Source organism: Pseudomonas sp. GW456-12-10-14-LB2 (assembly GCF_002884345.1).
Classification (GTDB): domain Bacteria; phylum Pseudomonadota; class Gammaproteobacteria; order Pseudomonadales; family Pseudomonadaceae; genus Aquipseudomonas; species Aquipseudomonas paraglycinae.
The window spans coordinates 1-25,392 of record NZ_POHV01000058.1 but is presented as its reverse complement, the minus strand read 5'-3'; the positions used below and the strand labels follow the sequence as shown (position 1 = coordinate 25,392).

Below are 25,392 nucleotides of genomic sequence, written 5' to 3'. Positions count from 1 at the left end.
TTCGGGTGGGTTGGGTGTTGGTTTGAACATGGTGAATCTCCGATCCTGAAATGAAGCTGGCCCATTCGGTTTCCGAACGAAGGGGTGGCAGCTGTACGCAGGCTGGAAACCCGGGGAACGGAGAACCCGGTTGACCCGAAGGTCTCCCGCGCACAGCCGCCATAACGGAGTGCACACTTTTCAAGGTGCGCAAGCATACGTTATGAAAAGCGCTTGTGCGCTCGGTTCTAGTCGGGGTTTCCAATCCCGATCGCTGAATTGGCAGCGACCGAAACAGGCTAGAGCCCGCGCTTCCGACGGACAACCTGAAAACCTTGTGGGAAGGTTCGGTGTATTCAGACACGTTTTTAAACAGACTTCAGGACGCTGGCCCTCACCCCAGCCCTCTCCCGGGGGGAGAGGGAGCCGATCGAGTTGTTCATTCGAGTTACATCGACCTGAACCATCGAGTTGAACTCAAGCTTTCAAAACAAAAAAATCAAAACACACCTATCTATACAATCTGGCGGCCTCACCAAAACCAAACGATGAAACCCAGTCTTGCACCCTCACCAAACCAAACAATGAGCGTTAGCTCGAGTAAAGCTTTTGACGTGCCGGCCCCTTCGGAAGGCTGAGTGGAGGGATTCATCCGGGGGTGGGAGCGAAGCGACCGTTTGGCGAAGCCAAACACATCGAGAGGAGGTGCAGCGAAGCAAACCGGAGGCGATGCCCCCGGATGAATCCCGGAGCGAAGGAACCCCGAGCCCCAGCGAGGGGCCGAACGCCGGGGCCAAGCCTTTTGCTTACTTTTTGGCGTTTGAAAAAGTGAGCCGCTGTAAGAGCGGAACCGCCAGCGGCAACACCCGAAGAAACGGATATTCACCCAACCCAACAAGAACCTGGTCGGCCCGAAGGCCGCCACGTTCACTCCGCATCCGGATCAATCTTGTTCTGAGTCAGGTACCGATTCAAAACATCATCCTGCGAAGGCGTAGAAGCATCCCCCGCCACCTGCCACAACCGCCGCTCAATCCCCTGCGCCACCATATGCCCCACCGCCGCCTCAATCGCCGACAACACACACAACTGCGCCGGCTCATTGGTCGTATACCCGACCTCAGCCTCAAGCAACTTCTTGAACTCGATAAACTTGAAAATCCCCGCACTGCGCGCCACCGAATAAATCGTCTTGCTGGTCATCACATTCGCCAACACCTGCCCGCTACGCACATCCACCGCCCGCAAATTCACAGTCACCTGATCCACCCGATACTCACGGGACAGATCAATCCCCAGATACCGCGCCCCTTCCCCACCGCTGCGCACGTTGGTGTCATAAGCGATGATCCCGCCCTCGAGCATCATGTTCGCCGCCTGCAACGGTGGCAGCTCGCCCTGAATGTTCACCGGCGTATTCGGTTTCTTCTGCGAAGCGCGAATGATCTTGCGTTCAGTCAGCAGGTTCTGCAGCCCTTCCCGTTCGAGCACCACAAACCAGCCGCTGGCCTGCATCGCGTCCATCAACATCGACGCCGCGCCCTGGGTGACGCTGGTGGAAAACGAACTGGCCGGGGTCGGTTTGTACTGCCCGGTCTGGTCACGGAAGCCGTACACCACCGCCATCAGCCGGCCCTTGGGGCGCGGCATTTTCAGCAAGTCGTAATAAGTGGAGGCCCTGGGGGTCAGGGTCGGGGTATCGGTGTCCTGCTCGGCCGGCATCGGCTCGCGCAGACTGCACCCTTGTAATGCTGCCAACATCAGCCCTAGCGCAATTATTTTTTTCATGTCCATCACTCCCCGGAACCGTCATCCCGTCATGGGTTGAGGCCGTTCACCTGAATTTCGGAAACTTCGCCGCTCGCTCGGTCGGTCACTTCAATCGTCAGTGCCCCCGAGTCATCAACGACGTTGACGATAAAAGCGTCGGTGGACAGGCTCCCCGTGTTGCCGGTGGAGATGTTGTCCAGCAGTTGCCCCAGCAACCGTGACTGCAATTGACTGGTGAAGCGTTCGAGCGCCGAAGTGCCGGCCACCGTCGAGCGTTTCTTGAGATCCGGATCGTCGTGGTCGTTTTGCGCCTGGGCGTTGTTGAGCAGCCAGGTGCCGTTGAGCGGGTTGCCGCCGAACGACGGGTTGACCGGCGTGTAGACCAGTTCGGTGGCCTGGACGGCAGCGGCGCTGGCAAGCCCGATCAACAACCCCGAGATCCAGAATCCGCTGCGCCGTGAGAACGTTGTCGTGTTCATAGTTCGTCCTTCTCAAGGTCGGTGGTGTCCTGCAACAAGGCTTCCAGCTTGCGCCGGACGACCTCCAGTCGAACCGAGTCGGCGGCCTCGTAGGCCTCGTCCTTCAGTTCCACGGTGTTCGGCGGCAGGAAGCGCCGATACACCAGGCGTTGTTGATACTCGACGGTCACAAGGCTCCCCCAGCGCGCGTCGGGGCGCTCGCGCACCACCAGGTTGAAATCCATGCGGCTGGTGTCGCGCAGGCGCTCGCTGAACGAGTAGTAAAAGTCGTGGCCGATGTGCGAGATCGTGTCGTCGACGATGAAGCCCATCATTTCGTCTTCCTCGCCGGCGCTGGCGAAAGACGCCACAGCCGTGAGGATCAACGCGCACCACCATTTCCGGCTCATGGCTGCAACGCCTGCGGCAGCGCTGACTGGCCTTTTGCAGGGCCGTTGGTGCCATCAAGAAAGGCTTTCTCGGCCACGAACTGCCAGTCCGAATAACGCTGCATGCCTTCGAAATCCGACCACTGCGACGGGAAGTCCGCCTGCTTCAACGGCACCTCGGTGGAGGCACTGTTGATGCCGGTAATGCGTCCGTCGAAACCCCGCTGCAGGGCCCATTCGCCGCCGCCGATCGGGTCCGGGTAGAGCTGGCGCAGATGGTGGCGGGCTTCCGGAAAACGTTCGTCCTGCAACAGGTCGACCAGCTCTTTCGGGTACTGCGCCAGGCCAGGCGAACTGCGGTAGTAGCTGCGCAGCGCCTGGGCGTACTGGGTGCCGACCCACAGCAGTTGTTTCTCGCGATCGCGGCGCGACACGGTCGACCACAACTCGCCGGCACTGGCCAGGCCCATGCCCATGATCACGATCAGGAACAGCACGCCCAGGTAGGTGAACCCACCCTGCTCCACGTGCTTACCACTCGGAATACTGGCTGCCATCACGCGCCCTCCCGGTAGCTCCGCTCTTGATGTCGGCGACGCCGCCCGCCACACCGTCCGGCGGTGCGATCAGCACCCATTGGTCATTGCGTTCGGTGATCGGGTCCAGCGGCGCGTTGCGCAGGTAACGCATCTCCACCAGTTGTTCGATGGAATCGGGATAGCGCCCGGTGTCGCCGTAGTAGTGATCCAGCGCCTCGCGCATGGCCGACAGGCTCTGGTGCAACGTGGTCTCTTTCGAGGCCTCGAGGCTGTTGAAGTAGCGTGGCAAGGCGATGGTCATCAGGGTCGCGATGATCGCCATCACCACCATCAGCTCGAGCAAGGTAAACCCCTTTTCCCGGCGCATGAGAATCACCACTCGCGGTAAGCGATGCCGTTGAGGCCATGGCCCCGGGCGAGGGAGTAGACGTCGAACACGTCCTCGCCATCGCGCGGGTTCTGGGCCGAACTGTTGTAGGCCCGCAGGCCCCAACCGCCGTTGTCGTCACGTTTGGCCGGCACCAGCGGATCCCGCGGTATCCGGCGCAGAAAATAGAACTTCGCACCCTTGGCACTGCGCACGTCGCGCACGCCTTCGACCAGCACTTTCAGGTTCGGCGGATAGCCGCTGCTGTTCAGGGATTTCTCGATGTAGCCGGCATCGAAGGCACGCTTGTAGGCGTCGATGCCATCGCGAATCTGATACAGCGCGGTGCGCAGTTCCTGCTCCTTGCCACGCCGTACCAGGGTCTCGGTCAGCGGCGCGGCCATGCCGGCCAGCAGGCCGATCAGGGCCAGCGTCACCACGACTTCGATCAAGGTAAAACCGCGTTGGGAGGCGTTCATGATCAAGGCTTCTCGACGGTTACACGGGTGGTGGCCACGGCCGCTTCACCGACTGCACGAGGCTGCGCGGCAGGCGCTGGCATCGAGTAGCTTTGCGAGCGATCCGGCGCCTGGATGTGCATGCTGGTTTCGGTGCCGGTGGGGAATTCCATGTCCGACGGGCTCTGGTACGGCAGGTTGCGCACGATCCGTGGGGTGATCGAGAGCACCAGTTCCGATTTGCCGATGGTGTCCTTGTTGCTACCGAACAACCGGCCCAGACCCGGAATGTCGCCGAGGCCCGGAATCTTGTTGCCGGTGGCGCCGTGGTCGTTGCGCATCAGGCCGGCGAGGATCTGGGTTTCGCCGTCATGCAGGCGCAGGGAAGTCTGGGCGTTACGGGTATCGACCTGCACCGGGATCGTCCCTTGGCGGGTCGGCTCCAGCGGCGTGGCGTTACTCACTTCCAGGGCAATCTTGATCGCCACTTCGTTGTTCAGGTGCACGGTCGGTTGCACTTCGAGCTTCAGACCGACGTCGAGGTAGGTGACGCTTTCGGTGATCACCGGGCCCTGGGTCGACGGCACCGACGTGGCGCTGATGATCGGCACCCGCTGACCGATGTGGATGCGCGCCTGTTCGCGGTTGCTGACTCGGATCACCGGGCTGGCCAGGGTGTTGATGTCGTTGTCTTGGGCGTTGATCTTGGCTTGCGGCGACGGCGAGATCGAAATCCGGCTGGAGTTGATGCCTTTCAGTTGATCAAGAATGGTCACCGCCGAACCGTCGCTGTTGACCACGCCGAAGGTGTTCGGCCATTGCAGACCCAAGTCGAGAATGCGCTGGGTGGCGACTTCCATCACTTCCACTTCCAGCACCACTTCGGGGTTGGACTGGTCTTGCGATTGCAGGAGTTTTTCGGCCATGCGCACGGCGTCTTCGGTGTCGCGCATGGTCAGGGTGTTCAGGCGTTCGTCGACGAACACATCGCGGGTCTTGAGCATGGTCTTGATCATGTTCAGCGCGGTGTTGGCGTCGATGCTGGTCAGGTAGAAGGTGCGCATCACCAGCTCCTGATAATCCTTCAACTTTTGCGGCGAGTCCGGAAAGATCAGCAAGGTGTTTTCGTTCACCACTTTCTGGTGCAGTTGGTTCTGTTGCAGCAGCAGTTGCACGGCGTCTTCGATGCGCACGTCACGCACGAAGATCGTGGCTTTCATGTCCGGACGCAGGTCCTTGTCGAAGATGAAATTCAGGCCGGCGACCTGCGACAGCACTTCGAAGATGGTCTTGAGGTTGGCGTCGCGAAATTCCAGGGTCACCGGGCGGTCGAGCCGGGTGCGCAGTTGCGGGTACTGGATCACGTTGCGGCTCTGCACCAGACGGATGTTGCCTTGCAGCTCCAGCGCGCCGTCGTTTTTCGGGTCAAGTTCGAGGATCTGTTTGACCTGGCGGTCGGCGCCGTAGATGTCGCCCCGACGCAGGTCGCCACGGGCCAGTTCGAGTTTCTCGTCCATGCTGCGCAGGTAGTCGAGCTGGCGCAGGGCATCCTGGGCGCGGCGGTTGTTCGGTTCGATGGTCAGCACCCGGCTGTAGGCGGTGCGGGCCGAGGCGAAATCGCGGCGGGCGCGGTCGGTGTCACCGGAGGTCAGCAGCGCGGTGATGGCTTTGGCGCGACCGCTGTTGAGCAGCAGGTGCAGCTCGGTGTCGCGCGGATTTTCCCGCAAGCCTTCCTCGATCCGGGCCAGGCCCGCCTCGTACTGCCCCTGATCGATCAGGTCGGCGGCTTCCTTGTTGGCGACCTGCGCGGAACTGCACGCGGCCAGCCCGGCACACAGGCCGAGGCTCATCAGCAAACGGGATCTGTTCATTGCGTACTCCCCACAGACAAGGTCTGCGACAAATGCAAAGGCAGGTAGACCAGGCTCAGTTCCACATCGGAAATCGCCGCAATCTTCCAGGTGTCGTCGATCACATCCCCGCTGCGCACGACGTAGATTTTCTCGCCGTCCTGCAAGAACACCTGCAGGTCGCTGCGGTCATGCAGCCTGCCGACGAACTGAAACGGCACCGGTGGCAGGCTCGGGGCTTGCACCACCGGGGTCGGGTTGATCGCTTGTTCGGTGACCGTCGCCAGAGTCGGCGCGGCCTTCCAGGATTTGCTCGCAAACAGGTCGCCGGCCGGGCTCAGGTCCTTGATCGGCGCTGCATTCGCCTTGGCGCTGCTGGCGGGCAAGGCGCCACGGGCGCTGGCTTTGACCGGGCTGGCCACGGCGACTTCGGTCGAATCCGCCTCGTCGCTCGGCGAGAAATATTCCGGCAACCAGGCCAGTGCCGCCGCCACGCCGAAGAACGCCACCCAGCCGGTTATGCGTTTGGTGTCCATCACGACCTCGACAGGTAGAGGGTCATACGGATCCGGCCGCTGAGGTCGGTGTCGGCAATCTTCTTGCGTTGAAACTCGACGTCTTCCACCACCACCGCCGGCAACTGGCCGAGCAAGGCGTGCAAGAAGCGGCGCAATTGCGGGTAGCTGCCGCGCACCGGCAACAGGATCTGGTAGCGCGCCAGATGGGTCTTGGGATCGACGCCGAGGGCGTATTCGCCGCGCGCCAGGGTGATGTGTTCCTGCGCGGCCAGCGCGTAGATGCGGTCGATGGCGACGGTGGCCTGCGGCTGGGCCGGCAGCTTGTTACGGAAATCATCCAGCTGACGTTGCGGCATCACCGGCGGCGCGATGCTGCCGTCCTCGACCTTGGCCAGGTATTCGGTGGTTTCCTGGGTTTGCTGGCTGAGCTGTTGCAGCGATTGCCAGCCCGGCAGCAAACCGCCGAGTGTCCACGCCAGCGTGACCAGCAGCAGCGCCAGACCGGCCAGGCCCGGAACACCGAGGCCTTGCAGGTATTCGTGAACGATCAGTCTAGGGATTCGCATCGCCTATCTCCCAGGTCGCCGACAGGTTGAATTGCACCGGTTGCTCCGGCGATTTGACGACGATTTCGTGGCTCAGCAGCGACACGTCGGACAGCTCGTCACTGGCCTCCAGCCGTTTGTGGAAATCCAGCATCGCTTGCAGATCCCGCGCCTCGGCGCTGATCCGCACTTGGCCCTTGCGGGCATCCGGGGTCAGGGTCAGCAAGGCGATGTCGTCGCGCGGCATGGCTTCGAGCATGGCGAACAGGCGTTCCCAGGGCCGGCGCAGTTGCTGCGAGACCTTGCGCATTTCGGCGAGGTTCTGCGCCTGTTCGCGGGTTTCCGCCGGGCTCAGTGTTGTCTTGCTGCCGCTGTCGCCGGTGAGCTGGCGCTGGGTGTGTTGCAAGTGACCTTGTTGTTGTTCGGCCTGATCGCCGAGGTGCTGCTGCACGCCGAAGCACACCAGCGCGAGCAACACACCGCCGCCGAGCAGGCTCCAGCCCAACGGGCCGGAACGCGGACGAGGCTGGAAGTCGAGGTTCAAGGCGCGCATGTCAGGCCACCGCCCGGGACATGACGTACAAGGCGTCACGCACGGTCATCGAGTTGTCTTCGAGGGTGCGCAGGTGCACCCCCGCCACCTCCGGTTGCGCATCGAGGCGCGCCGGGGCGTGCAGATAAACGTTGAAGGCGCGTTCGCTGGTGGAGGCTTGCAGTTGCCGTTCGCGACCGATCAACGCGCTGAGTGCCGCATCGCTGTCGCTGCCGCCCACCGAACGCACCGACGACCAGCGCCCTTCCCTTGCCAGCAGCAACACGCTGCGTTGCGGTTCGGCGACGATGAACAGGAAGTCGCCGGCATCGAGGCTTTTGTCGAAGCGGTTGAACGCAGTCATCAGGTACGGCTGCACCGAACGCAGGCGCAGACCGCGCCCCGTAACCAGCGTGCGCAGGCGTTCCAGCAAATCCTGCGGCAAGGCACTGGCGATCCGGTCATGCCCGGCCGGCTCGGCCGACAGCACCAGGCTCCACGGTTGGGTCGGTGCGCCGAACAGGTCTTCGAAGCACAGTTGGGCGAAGCCGCGCAGTTCGTCAGGGCTGCTGATCTGCTCGCTCCACGGCACCAGGCAGAAACGGCTGAAGTGGCCGGAGATCACCACGCTCAGCTCGGCACCGGCACGGGTGTGTTCGCCGAGCAGACGGTCGAGGGTGTCCAGCGCCACCGCGTAGCTCTGAAAGCCTTCGTCGATGTAGCCGACGCTGCCCAGCCACAGGGTGTCGCTGCCCCGGCGCTGGCCGAGGCCGACACCGCTGGCGCCGAGCACGGCGATAAATTGATCACGCGATAAAAGTGACACGATTGATCTCCTCCAGCGTGGTCCGACCGTGCTCCACCAGCTCCAGCGCCGATTCGCGCAACAGGCGCAAACCACGGGCGCAGGCCAGGGCTTTGATCTGGGTGATGGGTTGGCGCTCGACGATCATTTGCCGCAGCTCGTCGTCCAGGTGCAGCAGCTCGGCAATCGCCGTGCGGCCGCGATAGCCGCTGCCCCGGCAGTGGCCGCAGCCCTTGCCGTGGACGAAGTGGTAGTGATCGACTTTCTGTGGGTCGAGGCCCGAAGCGCGCAGCTCTTCATCGCTCGGGTTGACCGGCGTGCTGCAACTGCTGCACACCAGCCGGATCAGGCGCTGGGCGAGAATCGCGTTGAGCGCCGAGACCAGGCTGTAGGGGTCGATTTCCATCTGGGTAAAACGACCGATCACGTCGAACACGTTGTTGGCGTGGATGGTGGTGAACACCAGGTGACCGGTGAGCGCCGATTGCACGGCGATCTGCGCGGTGTCCGGGTCGCGGATCTCGCCGACCATGATCTTGTCCGGGTCGTGACGCAGGATCGAGCGCAGGCCACGGGCGAAGGTCAGGCCTTTTTTCTCGTTGACCGGGATTTGCAGCACGCCCGGCAGCTGATATTCCACCGGGTCTTCGATGGTGATGATCTTGTCCACGCCGTGGTTGATCTCGGTGATCATCGCGTACAGCGTGGTGGTCTTGCCGCTGCCGGTGGGGCCGGTCACCAGCACCATGCCGTAGGGTTCGGCAGCCAGACGACGCAGTTGGCGCAGGGTTTCGTCTTCAAAGCCCAGCGCTTGCAGTTGCACGCCGCAGACCTTGTCGGCCAGATCCTGTTTGTCCAGCACCCGCAGCACCGCGTCTTCGCCGAAGATGCTCGGCATGATCGACACCCGGAAGTCGATCTGCCGGCCGCTGATGCCGATCTTGAAGCGACCGTCCTGCGGTACGCGTTTTTCGCCGATGTCCAGCTCGGCCATGACCTTGACCCGCGAGATCACCTGCTCGGCGAACTCGCTGCCCTGGATCTTGCCGATGTTGTTCAGCACGCCGTCGATCCGGTACTTGATCACCAGGCCCTGGCCGGTGGTGCCGAGGTGGATATCGCTGGCGTGCATTTTCAGCGCGTCGTACAGGGTCGAGTTGACCAGTTTCACCACCACGCTCGAGTCTTCGCTGATGCTGGTCAGCGACAGGCTTTGCAGGGTGTCGGTCTCGCTGCCGGCGTCGGCCTGGGCGTTGAGCGATTCGACGGCGTGGAAGCTTTCTTCGTGGCGGGCCAGATAGGCCTTGAGGTCGTCGGCGTGCACCAGGTACAGCGGCGCGCCGTGCAGGCATTCGTCGATCCAGGCCAGGCGCGACGTGTCGAAGGGGTCGGCGAACACACCGATGACTTCGTCGTTGTGGCGCAGCAGGATGAATTCACGTTTGAGGCATTGCGCGAGAGTGACCCGATCGAACACCGGGGTCGCCAGAAACAGCGTGTCGGTGTCGAGCACCGGGTAATGCAGGGTGGCGCCGAGGCTGGCAATGAACGGCATCGGCGCCAGTTCGCAGAGCACGGCCAGCGCATCGAGCACCCGTTCCCCGGAAGAGCTGGCCCGTGCCCGGGCCTGGGCCAGTTGCTCACTGGAAAAGCGTGGCGGGGTCTGGGCCTCCAGCGGAGGATTGACCGACAGCGGTTCGACGACAACGGACAGACGATCCATGGCTTGCTCTCCAACACCCGGGGCTTGAGGCCCTGACGGCGCGGGAGGCGAATTCGGCGAGTGCCGGAACGTCTATCGCGCCATTACTCCCCGGTGAGCATTTGATCGTCGTCCGGTGCCATGACCTCCGACCGGTTTCGTCGGCGGTCCGCCAGCACCCAACTGCCATCGTACAACTGCAACGGGAAGCTCTCGGTCCTGCTCTGGCGTCGTTCGACAAAGCCTTCGGATGGGCTCGCACCGGGTTTCGCTTCGCGCTGGATCCCCAGAAGGTCGCAGACAGCTCGGGCAAGTTCCGCCAAAGGAAACGGTTTGAACAGGATGTGACTGACCCCCAGTTGCCGCGCCCGCTCACAGACTTCAGCGGTCGGGTGACCCGTTATCAGCACGAAATGACACGTCCTGTTCTGGCGGACCGCGTCGAGCACCTCGAACCCTTCCATATCGGGCAAGCGGTAATCGAACACCAGCACGTCGGGGGCGAAAGTCTCGGCCTGGCCGATTCCCTCTGCGCCGTCATGTGCAATCCGGACTTCCAGCCCTTGCGCCGACAGATAATCCTGAAGGTTCTGTGCAAGCAGCTGTTCGTCTTCGACAACCAGTACTTTGTTAACCAAGGTGGACTCCCTGAAACCTCAAGTGCCGGCAATTGAAATTCAATGACCCGAACCTGCTGGAGTGCGCCTCACAAGAGGTAACGCACACTTCATGCCAGGCTGAATGCCGGTAATTTTTTGTCTTCATGTCCTTGAATTGAATGGAAATGCCCGCTCGTCCCGGTACCCCGTTCCCCAGAAACGGGGAAGCACCTGAATGGGCATCGAAGCCATTCCCCACTATTGGGGGGGAACCTTCAGTCGTCGTCAATTCGTTCGATCCTGTTCTCTGCCCGTAATTGCGCGAGCACCTGACGACGAGCCTGGGTCTGTTGCTGTCGGGCGAGGTACGCCCTGACTGTTTCCAGCCCTTGCTCCTCTGGGACATCGGCCGCCTCCTTGTGGTTCTCGACAAAGATCAAATGCCAGCCGAACGGTGTGCGCACCGCTTCGCTGACTTCACCAGGCTTGAGGGCAAACGCCGCCGTTTCGAAGGCCGGCACCATCTGCCCACGGGCGAAATACCCCAGGTCCCCGCCCTGGCTGGCGGTGACATCTTCCGATCCCGATTGCGCGACGCTAGCAAAGGTTTGCCCCCCTGCGATAGCGGCACGCATCTGCATCAAGCGTAGTCGTGCCGCTTCAACCGTGGCGGCATCGGCATCGCCGGCAACCTTGATCAGAATGTGCCGGGCCTGCACCTGCTCCGGCGCGCCCATTTCAGCGCGGTGTTCCTCAAAAAACGCCCGCACCGTTTGCTCGTCCGGGGCCTGGACTTTAGTCAGTTCGGCAAACATCCGCTGCGCCGCCAGTTCGCGGTGGGTGTACTCGGTGAACGAGGCCTCATCGAAACCGGCGTCCTGCAAACGCTGGAGGAATTTCTCGGTGCCGCCGATGGCGGTGCGGGTCTGTTCGACCTGTTCGCGCACGGCTTGCTCATCGATCTTCACCCCGCGCTTGCGCGATTCCTGCCAGAGCAGTTCCTTGTCGATCAACGTGTCCAGCGCGGCCTGACGCAGTTGCTTATAGGCCTTGGGGTTGCGAATACTCGCCACGGCGCGGCCCTGATCTTCCAGGTACTCGGCAAAAAAACGTTCCAGGCGAAACTCGGAAATCGCCTCGCCGTTGACCCGCGCAGCCACCGGTTCATTGTTCGCCATTCCCACCGACAACCAGCCTGTCAGCAGCCAACACAGGGTTTTGAGCTTCATGATCAGGGCCTCCGGTCAGGGCGTGGCAATAATCGGTTTGTAGGGAGCGACCAGATAAAAACGCTGGTCGGGCAAGTCAACGGTGACCACGTGCGCCCCGCTCAGGCCCAATCGTCGGCCGGGGCCGAAGCTCAGGCGCGGGGTCAGGCCGGTGTCGAAGTCGTGCAGGCCTTCGAGCGCCGCCACCAGTTTTTCGCGGCTGGCGTCGCGGCCGGCCTGCTTCATGCCTTCGCTGAACAACAGCATCGAGGCGTAGGCGCCGACTTGCAGCACCGCGTGCTGGGCGCCGAGGCCTTGATGCTCGCGCAACAGCGTCAGGGCCATGCGCCCGGCCTGGGTCCAGTCGCTGGGCACGAACGGATACGCCAGAAACACCCGCCGGGAAAAACCCTCCGGCACTTGCAGCAGATCCCCCGCCACCTGGCTCGACGCAGCAAACAGGTACGGCACCTGCCCGGCATTCTGCAATCCGGCCGCCAGCCGACTGAAACCTCCGCCGCTACCGAGGTAGAACACTGAGCGCGAGCCCAGCGGCAAGCTGTCCGCCGCCGGGTCGTAGGCCTGCAGATGGACTTTTTCCCAGCCGTGATCCTGTAGATATTGGCCGAGGACCTGTGCCGCCAGCACCTGCGCCGGGTCATCGGGATAGGCAATCAACGTCGGCCCTTGCAGCACTCGCAAACTGGCGGTGGCGTAATCGGCCAGTGCGATCAGTTGCTCGCGCAGACCCGGCAGCGGTTCGAAAATCTGCGGGCTGGCCTGCACCGGGCCGAGCAGCGACATTGCCCCGATCAGCGGCACGCCGGACTGTTCCAGACGCGGCGCCAGTTCGCTGTCCAGCGCCGGGGCCAGCGGCGCTATCAGGGCAAAGACTTGCTCTTCCTCGATCAGCCGTTGCAGGGCCTGTTCGGCGCTGGCGCGATCCGGGCCGGGATCGGCCACGGTCAGGCGCAACTGCCGGCCATGAATGCCGCCGGCCTGATTGATCCGCGCCACACTGCCGTTGAGCACCGCCGCGATGGTGGCGCCCTCCTCGGCCAGCGGCCCTTGGCTGGGCAGCAAGGTGCCCAAGTGCAAGGTCTGGTCATCGAGCCCCGGATCGCGGTCATCGGCCAGACGCTTGAGGTACGCGGTGAGGTTGCGCTGATCCTTCATCGACAGCAGGAAGCGCGGCATGCTCGGGTCGAGGCGATTGTTGCCGGGGTCGCGGCCCTGCTGGATCACCCGCGCCAGACTGCTGTCGGTGTAGGCCGGGTAGTTGCGGCCATTGATCTGTTGTTGACCGTGGATGCTGGTCAGCCGCGACCAGTTGAGCTGCGGCGGACGCACCCCGCCTTCGGGTCGGCCGAGACCATCGGCGCCGTGGCAGTTGGCGCACGGCAGGCTGGTGGCCGGCAGCAATACATCCGCCGCGCCGACCCGCGCCATGATCGGCTCGCCGCTGGCGGACAGGCCTTCGCGGTACAGGCGCTTGCCGGCGCTTTCTTCATCGGTCAGCGGCAACGCGGCTGCGCCGAGGCTGACGCCAGCGAGCAGGATCAGGGCGAGGACGCGGCCGAGGTTCATGGCGCGGACTCAGCGGCTGGCCACGGGCATTGTCAGCAGCTGCAAGCGCTGGGCAATGGCGGCGGCCGGGGCGTCGGGACGGATTTTGCTCCAGCGTTTGTTGGCCACATCGCCGACGATCAACTGGGTCGAGTGCTGCTCGGGCGTCGGCACGATCTGGCCGATGCGGCCCAGCACCAGGTCCATCTGCGCCTTGTCGCCGGTGAGGAAAAGCCAGTGAGGGTCATCGGCGCCCTGCTTCAAGGTGTAAGCCTTGAGCACCGCCGGCGTGTCGCGCAGCGGATCACTGGTAAGGGAAATGAAGGTGATGCCGTCGGCCTTGTCGCCCAGCAGCTCGCGGACTTCCTTGAGCTTGCGGGTGATCAGCGGGCAGGCGTCATTGCAGCTGGTGAAAATCACGTTGAGCAGCACCACGCGGTTGTGCAGCGCATCGCTGTAGAAACGCTGGACGTCGCCGTTCTGATCCAGCAGCGGCGTGTCGGTGAACCAGGTTTTCGCGTCGTGGGTGCCTTTGACCGGTGCGGGCGCAGCGCTGGTCGTTGTCGTTGCCGGTGCCGGTTGTTCGTGGCCTTCGTGGGCCAGGGCCATGGCGCTGAAAATCCAGAAACACACCGTCAGGGTGATCCAGTCCAGGGTTCTCATGGTTGTTGCTCCATGGCAATCGCGGTGTGTTTGGCGTGGGTGCGCAGGCCGCTGAGTTTCTCGACTTCCTTGGCCAGCAGTGCCGGGTCGGTGAAGCCGTAATAGCGCGTCCAGTGGCGGCTGTTGCCGTCACCGACGAGGATCAGCGGCTGGTGATTCTTGAAGTCGCCGCTGAAACTGCCGAGGCCCTTGAGGGTGGCGGTGATCGATTGCGGCGAACCGGTGAGCCAGCTCCAGCCCGGGCCTTTCTGGAAGGTGCGGGCGTAATCCTGCAGACGTTTCGGGTCGTCGCGCTGCGGGTCGATGCTGATCGACACCAGTTGCACCTCGGTGCCAACCCGGGCACCGAGCTGTTTCTGCACCTTGCCCATGATCGACGAGACCACCGGGCACACCGTCGTGCAGCTGGTGTAGATGAAACTCATGACGACGATTTTGTTGTGCACCAGATCCTGCTCCAGGTGCACGGTCTTGCCGTTCTGGTCGAGCAGTGGCACATCGGCGAACTTGACCTGGGCGTGCTCCTGGCTGTTGGCGGCCGGTGCGGTGTGCCCGGCATGCTCGTCCGCCGAGTGGGCGCTGGCCTGCTGGATACCGACGGCCAACAGGCACAGGGTCAGCAGGCCACGGGATGCAAATCGGTTCATGGTCGTTTCCTCGTCACTGAGTCTGGCCGGGCAGCACCCGGACACTGGCAAAGGTCTTGTCGTCGAAACCGGCGCCCAGCGAGGCCGCGCGCACGTGCAGGTACCAGGCGCCGCTGCGATCAAGCGTCACCGGTGCTTCGTACACGCCGTCGGCAACTTCCAGCGCCGCCACTTCACGGGGCCGGGAGGTCGGCGCGAGGAAGTAGCGCAACTGCACGTCGGTCACGCCGCTGCGCTGGATCTTCTGTTTGCCCTGGACAATGCGAAAGCGCACCACGTACGGGTCGTTGAGGGCCACGGCGGTCTTGTCCAGCAGGAACTCGACTTTTGCCGCGCCCAAGTGTTTTTCCGGCGCGCCGTCGGACGCCACCTGCGCGGTGAAGCAATGAATGATGTTCGGCTGGTTGAGCAGGAACGCCACGTCGAAGCGCCCCGCCGCCGGCAGTTTCACTCGAGCGCTGTAGAGTCCCGGCGAGACTTCGCGCAGGCTGCGGTCGATCACCAGCGCGGCGCGGGCGATTTGCCCCCGGTTGGGGTAACCGGACATCGGCGCGTTCATGCCTTCGGCGTAGAAATAGGTGGTGTTGTCCACCGGGTTGACCACGAACACCGCGTTGTCATCGCGCGATACCGCGAGGCTCGATGCCAGCGGCAGATCCCCGGCCAGCCGTGGCGGCTGCGGCCCGGCTTCGAAACCCTGAGTAATCGGCTGACGCCCTTCGCCCAGCGAAGACAGGTTGATCATGGTGACTTTCGGCGAGGCCAGTCCGCGCACGTAGGCATAGGCCTGGGTGAACACCACTTGATAGGGTTCGGCTGAAACCTCCAGGTCATGGATCGCCGAATCGTTGGCCGCGTCGATGACTGTGGCGCGGTTTTCCACCGTGTTCAGCACCACGCCAAAACGGCCGTCGGCGCTGAAGCCCATCGGGCCGAGGCCCTGTTGCAGCTTGATCACCCGGCGTACGGCGCGGCTGTTGCTGTCGATCACGGTGACAGTGCCGTCCTTGCCATCGGCCACGTACACCGCGCCGGACAACGGCGAATACGCCACCGACAACGGGCTGGAGCCGGTCTTGACCTGTTGCACCAGGCTCAGGCTGGCGACTTCGATGACGCTGAGGGTGCCGTCGTCGCGGTTGCTGACGAAGGCGAAACGGCTGTCCTTGCTGAACGTGATTTCATGGTGGCCGCGTCCGGTCGCCAGGTGTTTCAGCGGTTTGAGGCTCTGGGTGTCGATCACCGTGACCCCGGACTCTTCAGCCTTGCTCGCGTTGTTGCCGACCCACAGCAGACGCTCGTCCGGTTGCAGCGCGACCCGCACCGGTTGGCTGCCGGCGGCCACCGAGTCGAGCACCTTGAATTGCTCGCTGTCGATCACCGCCACTTCCCCCGCCGCCGGCATCGACACGAAGACCTTTTTGTTGTCCTTGGGCGTGACCCAGTCCATCGGCGACTGCTTGAGTTCGATCCGCGCCAAGGTGCTGGTGATGCCGCCCACCGACACTGACGGGTCGACCACCGAAACGCTGGCATCGCGGTTCATCACCAGCAGGAAATAGCTGTTGAGGTCGAGCAGCGGCCGCGCGCCGATGTTGGATTTGAGGAACATACCGACCCGCGACTTGCAGCTCTGGTCACGGCCCTGGGCCTGATCGGCGGCGACGGCTTGCGGATCGATCCACGCCCCCGGCGCAACACCGGACAACGGCTGGCCGGACGCACCGTCGGTGACGCGAAACTGCACGTCGGCGAACTCGCCCTCACGCAACTGACCGTCGCTGGCCAGCGGCTTCAGATCGAAGGCGATCGACACGCCGTCGCGGGTCAGCACCTGCCCGGCGCCGGTTTGCGCCAGGGCAATCTCGCTCAGCGTGAGCAGCGCGCCGACCATTGCCAACAGGCAGACGCCGATGATGTTGATGATCCTGTTCATGTCGCTCTCCCCTGACACATTTTCCGAAACACCGCCGTCCCCTGTGGGAGCTGGCTTGCCAGCGATGGCGGCTTCAGCCACACCATCCAGAACCGAGTTGCTGCCAATCGCTGGCAAGTCGAAACGTCGAACCGCAGCTCCCACAGGTTTTTGCACTCACCGATCCATCGCATTCCAGCTACTGAGCAGGCGGCGCCGGCTCCGGCTCATTGGTCACCCGCAGCAATCCCCACAGCCCCGAGGTGTTGCCATAGGCGCCGTAATCGCGGAACAGGTAGTCCCCCGGTATCGCGTTGCTGCCCCCGGCGCTCGGGATCATGAAGCTGAAGTGCGCCGCCGGAAGGATGCTTTCGTGAGCGCCGATGTACATCGACATCGGGTTGTAGCCGAAGCGCACCGAACCCACGCCCGGCGTGCCCATCGGGTAGCCGCCGGTATCGCTCTTCTCGGCCTGGAACGGGTTGAGCGACCAGACGTGTCCGTCGAGCTGGAACGTCGTGCCGCGGCTGCCGCCGCTCGGCATCAGAATGTGCGTACGGAACGGCTGACCCGGTTTGGCATACAGCACCGGCGTCTGCGGATCGCCCCCCACCAGCGCATTGCTGTAGGCCATGTGCGCGTTGGTCATGTCGCCGTAACCCGCGCCATCGGCATGGCCGAACGGCGCATCCGGGGCGAGGCCGAAGCGGTACCACAGCGGTTCGGTCTTGTAGTTGATGGCCATGCTCGAGTTGTCCTGCGGATCGGTCGGTACACCGAAGCCCTCGGCAGCGATGCCTTCGACCGGCCGGCCATTGGCCCAGCGGGTGTTCAGCGCCTTGTGCCAGACCATCGCGAAGTCGCGGTAAGTCGTCTGCCCCGGTGCGGTGACCGTGGCGTTGACCTTGCGCGCATCGTCGACCCAGGTCGCGCCGATCGGCAGGATGCTCATCGCACCACCCAGGCCTTTTTGCGGTTGCTTGATCACATCTGCCGGGGTGAAGTTCAGGCCACCGAACTCCACGGCCGTGGCGTTGATGTTGTCGACACTGCGCCCCAGTTGCGTGACTGGTTTGCCTTCACGCTCCAGGTGCCCGGCGTAGTACTGATAGGTACGGGTCGGGTAGGCGCCGCTGCTGCCCAACCGTGGCGGTACGGTCTGGATCGGGTTGGCGCCGACGTTGGCACCGTCGGACTTGGTGATGTCATAGGCCAGCAGTTGCGCGTGCAGACCCACGTGGCTGGACGGCCGCATCAGGTTGTTGCTGAAAGTGGTCGAGCCCAGGCCGCTGTTGCGATCACGTTTGACGATGCCCTGCATCACGGCAGTCTGAGTCAGGTCGGGCATCACGCTCGGCAGACGGTTTTCCAGGGTGATGTTGATGCAGTCCCCGGCCGCTGCGCGCAGCACCAGCGGTTCGACCGGAATGCCGGGTTTGAGCTTGCCGCTGACCGGATCGAGGTCGGATTTGCGCACGTACAGGATCGCCGTCGGATCATGCAGCGGCCCGCTCTGGCCACCGATGGTGATGGTCTCGCCGTCCTCCGGATCGGTCACGGTCACTTGCGGGATGCTCACCGTGCGCGAGTTCAGCACCAGGGTGCCGCCCGCCGGATTCAGCGGCCCGCCGACATGCTGACCGAGCCCGGCCGAATCGCCGATGCTCAGGCCCAGCGAATTGCCGAGGATGTCGTTGGCCAGCGCCGCGACCACTTCATAGTTGCGCTGCACCGTCGGCCGGGTGCCGATGCCGTTGGGGTTGGCGCTGATCCGTGGGCAACTGCCTTCGAACGCCACGGTGTTGCGCATGCCCGCCGGACTCGGGTTGTTGGGGATGGCGAACAGGTCATTGCGTTTGGCCGTGTAGTTGCGCATCACGCCCCAGATCCCGCTCCAGTAGCCTTCGATCGAAGCATCCATCGAGTACAGATAGTCACCGGTGGTCGCCGCAGAGCTGGACAGCATCGACACCGGTGCGATGAAGCCCATCTGTTCGGAGATGCCGATCATCTGCGAGGCGCGCCAGCCGGAGTTGGAGCTGTTGCCGAAACCGGAACCGCTCTGCAGCCACTTCACGCCGTGCAGGGTGACGTTGTGCTCTTCCTCGTGGCCGCCGGCATGCACCCGCAGACGCACGTTGTCGCCGGTGTAGGTGCGCAGCATCGGGGTGAACGGGTCGCCCGGCTCGCTGCCGCCCTTGTTGATGTGCGGCGGGAACAGGGTGGTGCCGCCAGTCGGGCCGGTGGCGGCCGTCACCAGGTTCGGTGCCAGGTTCATCGCCGGGATCGCGCGGTCGGTGCGGCTTTGCATGGCGTACGCCAGATCACCGCCGAGGCCGTCGGCCTGCATGCCGCGCTTGCCGTCCGGGCCGACCTTGTTCGGATCGTAGACCCGCAGGGCCAGCGGCTCGTTGCGATAGTTGACGACGAACATGCCCGGATCATCCACGGAGATCGCTTGCGGGCATGGCCGGCTCGGGCAGCCCGGCACCTGACCGCCCTGCACTTCCAGCACGCCTTCGAGCAGGGTGCTGGCGTTGTTGCGCACCGGCGGGTTGATCGCGTAGCGGAAGCTGTCGGCGGTGGCCGGGAACGCTTGCGGATTCGGCACGCCGTTGGGGCCGGCGCCCACGTACACACCGGCTTCATAGGCATGCTGGAAGTCGCTGTATTCGAGGAAGAACTCACGGAAGCTGTCGTTCTTGCCGTCGCCGTCGAGGTCGCCGGTGTTGATCACCGCCTGCCACGAGGTCGGCCCACCGTCCTGGCGCACGCCGCTGTACAGAGGCTCGCCGGTTTCGGCGTGGAACCAGGTGGAACCGGCCGGTTCCGCCAGCACCGTGGCATACAGGCCGATCTGCTGGTGAGTCGATGGGCCGAGGTGGTCGTGGGTGAAGATGGTGCCCAGGCCCCGATCCACGCCCTTGGCGTTGACCACCGGGTCGACGAACCAGCGTTGCATGGCCGTGCGTGCGCCCATCCAGTCACTGCGCCCGAACTGACCGAAGAACGGATGCGCCTTGGCTTTCGGGCACGCCTGGGTGCCGTCGCGCGGGTCGGTGCCCTCACACTGGTTGAATTCACGGATCGCGTGAATGCGTTCCTGAACGGCACCCGGGGAGAGCACGCCGTCCTCGTAGTTCCAGCCGTTGGAGGAACCGTCGGCGGCCGTCAGGTCCCACTTCGGCAAGTGAATGTGCTGGCCGATCACGTCGGTCGGCGTGCGCACCTGATAGTCATCCATCTCATAGGTGGCGGGCACCAGGTTGGTTTGCTGGTATTGCACGCAGTCGAAGGTGTTCATGCGCATCACCAGCGGCTCTGGCGGACGCTGTTTGGTGATCACCGGCCAGGCGTCTTCCCACAGCGCCAGAATCCGCGCTTGCGGGAAGTGATAACCGACCTTGTTGTAGACCGCGTCGAACTGGATGTTGGCGGCCTTGTAGATCCGTGGCCGGTCGGCGGTGAAGGTCGAGGCGCCGACGAAGGACATGCCGTCCAGCCGATCGCCGCTGGCGAATTCACCGCTGCCGGCGCTGCTGGTCAGGCGTTTTTGCCGGTCGTCCATGCACGGTTCGTAGTACGGCGCGCCGGCCATCGGCAGGGCGCCGTTGGTGCGGAAGGCCTTGGCCACGATCTGGTTGCCGGGCAGCAAGGCAAAGCTTGGGTGATCCTTTTTCGCGTGGAACGCCATCGCGGCCTGTTCGACTTCAGTGCCCTCTTCGGGCAGGTAAATCGGTTTGGCGCGGGTGACTTCCTTGGAGAAGTCCAGCGAGGTGGTCACGGTGTGCGCTTCGCCTCCTGCTGATACACCATCGAGGGTGTGACGCTGCAAGCCGCCGTCCCAGCCGCCGGACTGATTCGGGTCGAGGTTGGCCCACAGCGCTTTGCCGCTGGCTTTCAACGATTGCGCGGTGGCGGCGTCGAGCATGTCCAGCGGTGGGGTTGGCGGACGCTGACCCACCGAACTTTCCATGCCGCCGATCCAGAACGGATAGCCAGGGTTTTTCAGGCTGCCGTCGGCGTTGCGGTTGGCTTCGCTGCGATCGACCAGCGCCAGCGAGCCAATGGCTTGCGATCCACCGTTACCGCCATGGTGTTCGCCGTCGTCATCGCCCTCTTCTTCCTCATCGTCGTCATCGTGGCCGGCGACCAGGGTTTCACCGATTTTCGGCACCACCACCACTTTGCCCGGCATCGGCGCCATGGCTTTGCCAGGCAGCGGCACCACGGCCGGAATCGGCGTGCCGGCAATGATCTCGCCATCCGGCAAGGCGCGTGCACCGGCGGCGGGTTTACCGCTGCGCAGGGCGTAAGGTTCGCTGTGATAACCATCGGCGCCCTGTTGCGAGACTTCCAGCCGGGTGCCTTCTTCGAACACATCGTGCACCCGCCACATCGACCACATGCCCTGGGCGAAATGCGGGTAAAAGTGGCAGTGATAGATCGCATCGCCAGCCACCCGGTTGCGGTTGCCGGAGCCACCGTTGGCGATTTCGTAGGTATAGCCGGCGCCCGGACCGATGCCTTGAGCGTCGACGTAATCGGAGTTGTCATCGTTGGGGTTGAACAGCCACTGATGGCCGTGCAGGTGAAAGATGTGCTGCTCGTGGCCGTTGTGGGTATTGCGGAATTTGACGAAGTCACCGATGTAGCTGTGGTTGACGTTCGACGGCTCCGACGGATACAGGGCCATGGTGGCCTTGACGCCGACCTGATCGGCGCTCGGTGTCTGGCCGGGGGCGATGTTCTCAAGCCCGGTGTTGGCCGGCACATCCACCAGCATCGCCACGTCGCCGACAGTGTGCGAGCTGAGGAAGAATTCTTCGTAGGCGCACGACAGGCAGTCGTGCATCGGTCCCACGCCGAGGCGGTTGGCGACCACTTCAGCGCCCATGCCCCCGGAACCGTAGTTGATCATGAACGAGTCGCGGGTCGGCTCCAGCACATGGGCCATGACCGGGTCGGCCCAGTAGGCGGGGAATGCCTGGGTAGCGGCGGTTTCGTCCTGGAACTGCGAGGCGAAATCGCGAAACGGCTCGAGGCGGTTGGGGATCGCCGGGTTGCGTTTGCCTACCGATTCCAGCGGATAGGTGCTGGGCGCAAAACTGCCATCGGCGTTGCTGCCCATGACGATGGCGTCGCTTTCGCTGGAGATGATTTCGTTGCCGTCGACCATGCTGATGATCGGCGTGCCGGCCTTGCCTTCACGCAACCACGGTTCGCGCTGCGGGTAGCGGGCCTGGTAATCGACGATGGGGTGACCGGCCGGTGTACGGCCGGTGGTGGCCAGACGCATTTCTTCTTCAGTGAGGGTGTTGCGATAGGTGCGTCCCGACTTCGGCACCACCACGACCTGGCCGAACAGGCCATTGGCGGTGTTGCCGGCCGCGCCCTCCCCGCCGAATGTCGCGCCACGGCTGCTGACGGCAAACGCCCCTTCGCGCTCGGCGTACAACACGTAGGAACGGCTCGCGCCCGGCGGCACCAGGGTGTTGGCATTACGCCCGGTGTAGGAGGAAATGTCGTCGATGCTGTTCACCGCTTGCAGGCCGTTGACCTGGAAACCGACATGGCGGTCGGCGACCTGCTCGTCGACCTTGAAAGCATCGGCGCCACTGACGTTCTCGGTGCCCTCCTCGCCTTCAAGCCCTTCGAAATGCTTGTTCGGGTTGGCCTGGTAGTCGAGCAGGTTCTGCAGGTTGATCGTCAGGCAATCACCGGCGGCCACCCGCAGCACCAGCGGCCGTGGACGCTTGTCGGCACGCAGCGAGACCTTGCCCGGCACCGCGCTGCCGCCATAGGCCAGCGAGACGTCATGGTCATCGACCACATCGCGGCGCAAGGCGTACATCATGCCGTTGGCATTCTGCGCACCGAGGCGGTTGAACATCAGCGGTTGATCGAAGGCGACTACATTGGCCACCAGATTGCGCTCGCAGCGCACGGCGGCGCTGGCCAGTTCGACGCTGAGCATCGAGACCAGCAACAGCAGCCAGTTCAACAGGGGCGGTGCGTGGTGAATGCCAACCATGATCGGAAACCTCGTAGTGGGTGCTCACAGGGAACGATTCTCGATAAACCCCTTGGAGCAATCCGCGTGCCACAAAAAATGTCTTTCCAACTCAAACGGTTACACAGGTCACTTGAGAATCCGGGGGATATTCCCCACCCGTTTCCCCACTTTTCCGGGCCCTCGGGTTTGCCCCGAAAGTGGGGAAACCGGGGACATCCTTTACAACGGTGCATCCACCGCCAGCCCCTGCAAGCGCCGGTACTGACGCAGCACGCTCGGGACATAGCGCTGGGTTTCGGCGAAGGGCGGAATCACCCGGCCGCGGCTGAGCACCGCGTCAGGCCCGGCGTTGTAAGCCGCTACGGCCAGAGCAATGTCGTTGTCGAACAGGGTCATCAGGCGCTTGAGGTATTTGGCCCCACCCTGGATGTTGGCCTTGGGGTCGTAGACGTCTTTCACCCCCAGCTCGCGGGCGGTGTCGGGCATCAATTGCATCAGTCCGCCAGCGCCCTTGGGCGAGGTGGCACCGGGGTTGTAATTGGATTCGGACTTGATCACCGCGTGCAGCAAAGCCTCGGGCAGGTGATTGGCGCTGGCCGCCGCTGACACCAGCTCGGCGTAGGGCTGGTTGGCGATCAATTGCGGTTGCTGGTCAAGGCTGACCAGCGGCGCATCGGCTTCACGAATCACCCGCTCGTAAGTGCGTCCGGGACGGTGGACGTTCGACAGCACATAGCTGCCCTTGGCGTCCATGGAAACGAAGACATCGGCTTGCGCGACACCGACCGACAGCACGCAGCCGAGCAGTCCTGCAGTGAATGAATGGATCATTGGGCCTCCCCTGACAGGCCCCGAAAAATTGGGGGAAATGCCCCACTGACCCGTCGTTGATCAGCCGTACGCAAGCACTGTGCCGACTCTTGAAAAGCCCGTAATACAAGGGTTCCAGCCGGACAGCCGAATTTATCGGGGGCTGAGCATGGCAATTGCATAAGCCCTTTCGGCGACACGGCTGCCACTCACGGGAGGTCATCATGAAGCTGCAATTTCGTCCGCGCGCCCAACGCGGTTTCACCCTGCTCGAATTGCTCGTGGTGCTGGTGGTGCTCGGCCTGTTGGCCGGGATCGTCGCGCCCAAATATTTCGCCCAGCTGGGGCGTTCCGAAGTGAAGGTCGCCAAGGCGCAGATCGAAGGCCTGAGCAAGGCGCTGGATCTCTATCGGCTGGAGGTCGGCCACTACCCGTCCACCGAACAGGGCTTGCAGGCGCTGGTGACCGCACCGAGCGACGAAGCCAAATGGACGGGCCCGTACTTGCAGAAAAAACTGCCGCAGGATCCGTGGGGGCGTAACTACACCTACCGCTATCCCGGCGAAAACAGCGAGTACGACTTGCTCTCGATGGGCAAGGACGGCCAGCCCGGCGGCGAAGGCGAAAACGCCGAAGTCACCAACTGGCAATAAGCGGAGCACACGGCATGCGATTTCAACTCAAAGCAGTGGGCAAGGCCGGGGTGGTGTCGCTAAGCGTCGAGGCGCCGGGTCAGAGCGAGGCGCGGCGTATCGCCGAGGATCAGGGCTTGCGCGTGGTCAGCCTGCATGCCGAGCGCCACTGGCGTTCGTTGCGCCTGAGCAAGCGTGAAACCTTCAACCTGGTGCTGTTCAGCCAGGAGCTGACCACCCTGCTCAACGCCGGCCTGCCGCTGATCGATGCGCTGGAAAGCCTGGCCGAAAAAGAAACCGCCCCCGCCGCCCGCAAAACCTTGAGCGAGCTGGTGCGGCTGCTGTACGAGGGCAAATCGTTCTCCCAGGCGCTCGGCCAGTTGTCGGCGGTGTTCCCGCCGTTGTACGTGGCGCTGGTACAGTCCAGCGAGAAGACCGGGGCGGTCGGCGATGCGCTGGGCCGTTACGTGAGCTATCGCCAGCGCATGGACGAGGTGCGGCAGAAGATCGTCAGTGCCTCGATCTACCCGCTGCTGTTGCTGGTGGTCGGCGGTGGCGTGGTGCTGTTTCTGATGGGTTACGTGGTGCCGCGCTTCAGCCTGGTGTTCGAAGGGCTGGGCTCGAACCTGCCGTGGCTGTCGCAGATCCTGATGAGCAGCGGCATGTTTTTGCATGCGCATCAGGGTGAGTTTTTCGGCCTGTTGGCGACGATCGTCATCGCCCTCGCCGTGCTGCAGAAACAACCGGCGTTTCGCCGTGGGCTGGATCGGCTGGTGGAGAAACTGCCTGCCGTGCACCAGCGGATTTTCATGTATGAGCTGGCGCGGTTTTACCGGTCGCTGGGGATTCTGCTGCAAGGCGGGATTCCGCTGGTGACGGCCATGGGCATGGTGCGCGGCCTGCTCACCGTGGCCTCGCGAGCACGCCTGGACCAGGCCTGCGAGCGGGTGCGCGAGGGGCAATCGTTGTCCACTGCCCTTGAGCTCAACCGGCTGGTGACGCCCGTGTCCCTGCGCCTGCTGCGCGCTGGCGAGCAGTCCGGCAACCTCGGGCAAATGATGGAACGCAGCGCCGATTTCTACGACGAGGAAATCAGCCGCTGGATCGAGTGGTTCGTGAGGTTGTTCGAACCGCTGCTCATGACTTTCATCGGCCTGTTGATCGGGGTGATCGTAATCCTGATGTACATCCCGATCTTCGAACTGGCTTCGAGTATCCACTGACCTCGGGAACGGGTCGGATCACACGCAACAAGCCACATCCACGTTCCCAATCAAGACAACAAAGACGGAGAACGATATGCACATTCAAAAGCTCGTGCTCGCAATGGCCATCGGCGCAGTCCTGTCGGCGTCTACCGTACTGATTCCGGACAGCCTGTCCGGGGTGTCGAGTGTTCAGGCCAAGGATGGGGGAAGTGGTGG

General features: G+C 63.4%; 22 protein-coding genes. 2 read left to right on the top strand and 20 right to left on the bottom strand.

What is annotated here, in order from left to right:
* Positions 1-906: 906 nt before the first annotated feature.
* From C1X29_RS26845 to C1X29_RS26750, 20 genes are all read right to left on the bottom strand, one after another.
* Positions 907-1,767, bottom strand: coding sequence for a CsgG/HfaB family protein (locus C1X29_RS26845; RefSeq protein WP_064378912.1), 861 nt, complete (start codon positions 1,765-1,767; stop codon positions 907-909).
* Between the two features lie 29 nt (positions 1,768-1,796).
* Positions 1,797-2,228, bottom strand: a complete 432-nt coding sequence (locus C1X29_RS26840; RefSeq protein ID WP_007956141.1) for a curli assembly protein CsgF — start codon at positions 2,226-2,228, stop codon at positions 1,797-1,799.
* Positions 2,225-2,617 carry a curli production assembly/transport protein CsgE gene (gene csgE, locus C1X29_RS26835; protein WP_085748464.1) on the bottom strand — a complete coding sequence of 131 codons (393 nt, stop codon included), beginning with the start codon at positions 2,615-2,617 and terminating at the stop codon, positions 2,225-2,227. Before csgE ends, C1X29_RS26840 begins: the two co-directional genes overlap by 4 nt.
* Entirely contained in the window at positions 2,614-3,153 is a 540-nt protein-coding gene (locus C1X29_RS26830) for a type II secretion system protein (RefSeq protein WP_007956138.1), read from the bottom strand. Before C1X29_RS26830 ends, csgE begins: the two co-directional genes overlap by 4 nt.
* A complete protein-coding gene (locus C1X29_RS26825; RefSeq protein WP_011333435.1) occupies positions 3,128-3,502 on the bottom strand; it encodes a type II secretion system protein in 375 nt (124 codons plus the stop codon). Before C1X29_RS26825 ends, C1X29_RS26830 begins: the two co-directional genes overlap by 26 nt.
* Before the next feature lie 5 nt (positions 3,503-3,507).
* A complete protein-coding gene (locus C1X29_RS26820; protein WP_039769040.1) occupies positions 3,508-3,981 on the bottom strand; it encodes a type II secretion system protein in 474 nt (157 codons plus the stop codon).
* A gap of 2 nt (positions 3,982-3,983) precedes the next feature.
* A complete protein-coding gene (locus C1X29_RS26815; protein WP_011333433.1) occupies positions 3,984-5,831 on the bottom strand; it encodes a secretin N-terminal domain-containing protein in 1,848 nt (615 codons plus the stop codon).
* On the bottom strand, positions 5,828-6,346 hold the full coding sequence (locus C1X29_RS26810; RefSeq protein WP_102718817.1) for a hypothetical protein: 519 nt from the start codon (positions 6,344-6,346) through the stop codon (positions 5,828-5,830). The genes C1X29_RS26815 and C1X29_RS26810 overlap by 4 nt, the downstream gene beginning before the upstream one ends.
* Entirely contained in the window at positions 6,346-6,894 is a 549-nt protein-coding gene (locus C1X29_RS26805; RefSeq protein WP_102718816.1) for a GspMb/PilO family protein, read from the bottom strand. The genes C1X29_RS26810 and C1X29_RS26805 overlap by 1 nt, the downstream gene beginning before the upstream one ends.
* Entirely contained in the window at positions 6,881-7,426 is a 546-nt protein-coding gene (locus tag C1X29_RS26800) for a PilN domain-containing protein (protein ID WP_007956129.1), read from the bottom strand. The genes C1X29_RS26805 and C1X29_RS26800 overlap by 14 nt, the downstream gene beginning before the upstream one ends.
* Before the next feature lies 1 nt (position 7,427).
* The gene (locus tag C1X29_RS26795) at positions 7,428-8,231 is read right to left on the bottom strand and encodes a hypothetical protein (protein WP_102718815.1); all 804 of its coding nucleotides are present in this window, start codon (positions 8,229-8,231) and stop codon (positions 7,428-7,430) included.
* Positions 8,212-9,933: a GspE/PulE family protein gene (locus C1X29_RS26790; protein ID WP_102718814.1), complete on the bottom strand. Its 1,722-nt coding sequence runs from the start codon at positions 9,931-9,933 to the stop codon at positions 8,212-8,214. The genes C1X29_RS26795 and C1X29_RS26790 overlap by 20 nt, the downstream gene beginning before the upstream one ends.
* A gap of 83 nt (positions 9,934-10,016) precedes the next feature.
* Positions 10,017-10,550, bottom strand: a complete 534-nt coding sequence (locus C1X29_RS26785) for a response regulator (protein WP_085748467.1) — start codon at positions 10,548-10,550, stop codon at positions 10,017-10,019.
* A gap of 236 nt (positions 10,551-10,786) precedes the next feature.
* A complete protein-coding gene (locus C1X29_RS26780; RefSeq protein ID WP_102718813.1) occupies positions 10,787-11,740 on the bottom strand; it encodes a peptidylprolyl isomerase in 954 nt (317 codons plus the stop codon).
* Positions 11,741-11,755: 15 nt separating this feature from the next.
* Positions 11,756-13,306 (bottom strand): ABC transporter substrate-binding protein, encoded by a 1,551-nt coding sequence (locus C1X29_RS26775; protein WP_102718812.1) that lies wholly within the window; start codon positions 13,304-13,306, stop codon positions 11,756-11,758.
* A gap of 9 nt (positions 13,307-13,315) precedes the next feature.
* Entirely contained in the window at positions 13,316-13,948 is a 633-nt protein-coding gene (locus C1X29_RS26770; protein ID WP_102718811.1) for an SCO family protein, read from the bottom strand.
* Positions 13,945-14,595, bottom strand: a complete 651-nt coding sequence (locus C1X29_RS26765) for an SCO family protein (RefSeq protein WP_064595146.1) — start codon at positions 14,593-14,595, stop codon at positions 13,945-13,947. Before C1X29_RS26765 ends, C1X29_RS26770 begins: the two co-directional genes overlap by 4 nt.
* A 13-nt stretch (positions 14,596-14,608) precedes the next feature.
* Positions 14,609-16,531, bottom strand: a complete 1,923-nt coding sequence (locus C1X29_RS26760) for a beta-propeller fold lactonase family protein (RefSeq protein ID WP_102718810.1) — start codon at positions 16,529-16,531, stop codon at positions 14,609-14,611.
* Positions 16,532-16,709: 178 nt separating this feature from the next.
* Complete coding sequence (mnxG, locus tag C1X29_RS26755) at positions 16,710-22,544, bottom strand: manganese-oxidizing multicopper oxidase MnxG (RefSeq protein ID WP_102718809.1); 5,835 nt, start codon at positions 22,542-22,544, stop codon at positions 16,710-16,712.
* 201 nt (positions 22,545-22,745) lie between these two features.
* The gene (locus C1X29_RS26750) at positions 22,746-23,357 is read right to left on the bottom strand and encodes a lytic transglycosylase domain-containing protein (protein ID WP_064378899.1); all 612 of its coding nucleotides are present in this window, start codon (positions 23,355-23,357) and stop codon (positions 22,746-22,748) included.
* 203 nt (positions 23,358-23,560) lie between these two features.
* Here C1X29_RS26750 and gspG point away from each other — a divergent pair, with 203 nt between their 5' ends.
* Entirely contained in the window at positions 23,561-23,989 is a 429-nt protein-coding gene (gene gspG, locus C1X29_RS26745; protein WP_011333421.1) for a type II secretion system major pseudopilin GspG, read from the top strand.
* A 14-nt stretch (positions 23,990-24,003) separates the two neighbouring features.
* Positions 24,004-25,191, top strand: coding sequence for a type II secretion system F family protein (locus C1X29_RS26740; protein WP_007956102.1), 1,188 nt, complete (start codon positions 24,004-24,006; stop codon positions 25,189-25,191).
* Positions 25,192-25,392: the final 201 nt, after the last annotated feature.